Origin of the sequence: Chryseobacterium gambrini (assembly GCF_900156825.1) — a bacterium.
GTDB lineage: Bacteria > Bacteroidota > Bacteroidia > Flavobacteriales > Weeksellaceae > Chryseobacterium > Chryseobacterium gambrini.
Genome location: NZ_FTOV01000033.1, coordinates 1 through 2,700 on the forward strand (window position 1 = coordinate 1; position 2,700 = coordinate 2,700).

The 2,700-nt window shown below is 36.2% G+C and carries 3 protein-coding genes and 1 pseudogene; 1 reads left to right on the forward strand and 3 read right to left on the reverse strand.

The genetic code is table 11. The features are described from left to right. Positions 1-746, reverse strand: a pseudogene (locus BW951_RS22125) (RHS repeat-associated core domain-containing protein); the annotation flags it as partial. Here BW951_RS22125 and BW951_RS22945 point away from each other — a divergent pair. Further along, entirely contained in the window at positions 735-926 is a 192-nt protein-coding gene (locus tag BW951_RS22945) for a hypothetical protein (RefSeq protein ID WP_175608865.1), read from the forward strand. The pseudogene BW951_RS22125 and the gene BW951_RS22945 overlap by 12 nt on opposite strands. Positions 927-1,017: 91 nt before the next feature. Here the strand turns inward: BW951_RS22945 and BW951_RS22135 are convergent, their stop codons facing one another. Beyond that, a complete protein-coding gene (locus BW951_RS22135) occupies positions 1,018-1,473 on the reverse strand; it encodes a hypothetical protein (RefSeq protein ID WP_076396846.1) in 456 nt (151 codons plus the stop codon). Beyond that, positions 1,460-2,700: RHS repeat domain-containing protein (locus tag BW951_RS22140; RefSeq protein ID WP_139326247.1), on the reverse strand; the 1,241-nt coding region annotated here is incomplete at its 5' end. The genes BW951_RS22140 and BW951_RS22135, both read right to left, overlap by 14 nt.

Sequence of the window (2,700 nt, forward strand, 5' to 3'; positions counted from 1 at the left end):
TGATGGGGAAGGTTTAAATGATTGTATTTGATCACACTGATTCCCTTATCCGGCATACTGATCATGTTTCCGTTCACATCATATCCGATGGTTTGTCCGCCGCCTTCGTATCCTGTTGCATTCTGTGCATAATCGTTGATGTTGGTAAGCCTGTTGCCGGTATTGCCGGAAGCATAGATGTATTGCAGGTTATCAATCATGGTCGGCGTTGTATTCCCATATTCCAGAACCGAGGTCCTGTACAGACTGGTGATATTTCCGTTCAGATCATACGCTAAAGACTCCGTATTCTCTTTACTGTTCGGGTTTTGGGGATTCTGGTAAAACCCTGCCGTTAACCTGTTAATTTTATCATAGGCATACCCGTATCTCTTCGGGGTTGTTGATGGATTTGCACCAATAGATTCTACGGCTCTCCAGTCTACTTCGGCAATATTCCCGTTGTATTTCGGGACAACATTCTTTCCTGAAAACTGAGCTGTATCCGGATTTTCGATCCCCTCGCGACTGGTATATTTTATCTTGTAGGAAAACAGTTTTCCTCCAAGATCGGTAGCCGCCATCTGGTTTTTGTTGATCTCCGTCATCCATCCGCGGATGTTGTAATCGTAATCGATGCTTTGCAGGGGTGCAGAACCCGATGTAGAGCCTACTTTCTTGTTCACAAGCTGAGACAGATCGTTGTAGGTGTTTTCGGCAAGCAGTTCTTCGGGATTATTGTCTACCTGATGGTAATGTTTTACCAACCTGTTCTGAGAATCGTACTCAAATCTTTCCTGTACCGTTACCCCGACTTCGCCCTGCTTTCTGAACTTCTGAAAAAATTTGAAGCCATACAGGAGATGAGCGAAGAAGACAAAGCTTTGGTAACAAGGTTTCTCGATCTTACCATAAGAGATTTTAATGCAAGAAAAGCCTATAAGTAAGTTTTGCTTTACTATAAAACACAAAACCCACCGCAAAGCGGTGGGTTATTTATTGTTGCTCACGGATTACAAATCCGCGAGAGCGGGTTTCTTACTTACCAGAGGTAATTATAGAATTCTGATTTTTAACATTCCTATTATATTTATATATTGAAGATATTTCAGAAAATATTTTAAACAATTGATTACTAGATAATTTCGATTCATTTAATTTATCAACTATACTACTAAAATCCTCATTTAAATCAACACTGTTAAATAAATAAATTTTCCCATCTTTTACTATTGAAAAATACTTTAAGGAATGAGGTGAAGTAGTTGATACTTCACAAATAAGCATTTTGTTTGAAGTTTTAAGTAACTCAGCAACATATATCATATTTGGGATGTCCTCTAAATTATGACTACTTGAAAAATTTTTTTTATGAATTAAAAAATTTATAACTTCTTGCTGATATGGTTTAATTTTAGAATCATTAATGTATTGAGCAGAAATAGTTGCTGATATGAGAGAAAAAATTAAATATAATATCTTATGGAGTTTCATTTTTTTTATTTATTTTTTTTATTTCTTCGATATGTTTCGCTGTTTCTGCATTAGGACGCACCTCTAAATCATTTGTTGTTTTTTTGATTAGATTCTCTCCCATTAATTTAAGGCTCTCTCTATCTGTTCCATGATTACCCTCATGAACTCCAATAGCACCAATTACAGTATCTATGCCCTCAGTTTTCCACAATTCAAACAAATTATTGGTATTATCAGCATTTTCGCCTCCAAATTTTGATCCTTCAGGTGCTGCTTTTAAATCCTCCATTGATTTTGCTATTGTAGCTTCAAAAATTTCCATTTTTGCATAAAGAGGAACAACTTCACCTGTTTTTCTGTCTAGAACTTGTAGCTTTTTAGGATAAGTAGTTTCGCCCCAATTTTCATTATCTGTTACTGTTTTATTAATAGTTAATTCAACCCCATATTTTACATCTCTCATTTTATTAAGTCTTCCTAATCCCGTTTCTGTTCTAGCCATTTGATTACCTATTCTTTTGGTATCTTCGGTTGCATTTTTACTCCATGTTAATGAGCCATCTTTATTTTGTTTATACGTCACCGCTTTACCATCCTTTCCAACTATCCATTCAGGTTGTCTTCCATCCGGATCAATAAACCTTATTGGATTATCAAATGCATAGGTATAAGGCGACCAACGTCTCATTTTTTCCGCGAGCGGATCCACGACGCCCCATCTTCCGATATCTGCCATATAAAATCTTGCACCGTAATCATACATGCCAGACTCCGTCTGTAATTCCTTGCCATTGTATTTATACTGGTAACTGCTTCCAAAACTGAAAGAAGTATTGTATCCTTCATGCTTCATCCCAAACGGATAATAGTTATTTTCTTCAAGAACTTCTGCGCCACTTCCACTGTTGAAATAACTTAAACGGATATTTCCCAAATGATCTGTGTAGTTGTAAATATACTTATTTTTTACAAAATCAAAATACCCTTCTGAAGTTGGAACAAATTTTAACTGAAAATCATTCGTAGGTATTCCGGATAATGGTGTCCAGTCATACTCATATTGAAACCCATCTAAGTAATCGGTGGTTCTGGTTCCCAAAGCATAAGCATAGGAAGGATCTTTATAATTATGTACTTTCCTGATCTTTGAGCCATCTGCTCTGTAAAGATAATTCGTATTTACATATACTTTATTGCTCCTGTCGTAACTTGCAAAATCACTGAACTTAATGTATTTCGGAAGAT

Excerpts from the sequence above, each read along its gene's own strand:
- BW951_RS22135 (WP_076396846.1), bottom strand. The coding sequence starts at position 1,473 with ATGAAACTCCATAAGATATTATATTTAATTTTTTCTCTCATATCAGCA.
- BW951_RS22945 (WP_175608865.1), top strand. The coding sequence starts at position 735 with ATGTTTTACCAACCTGTTCTGAGAATCGTACTCAAATCTTTCCTGTAC.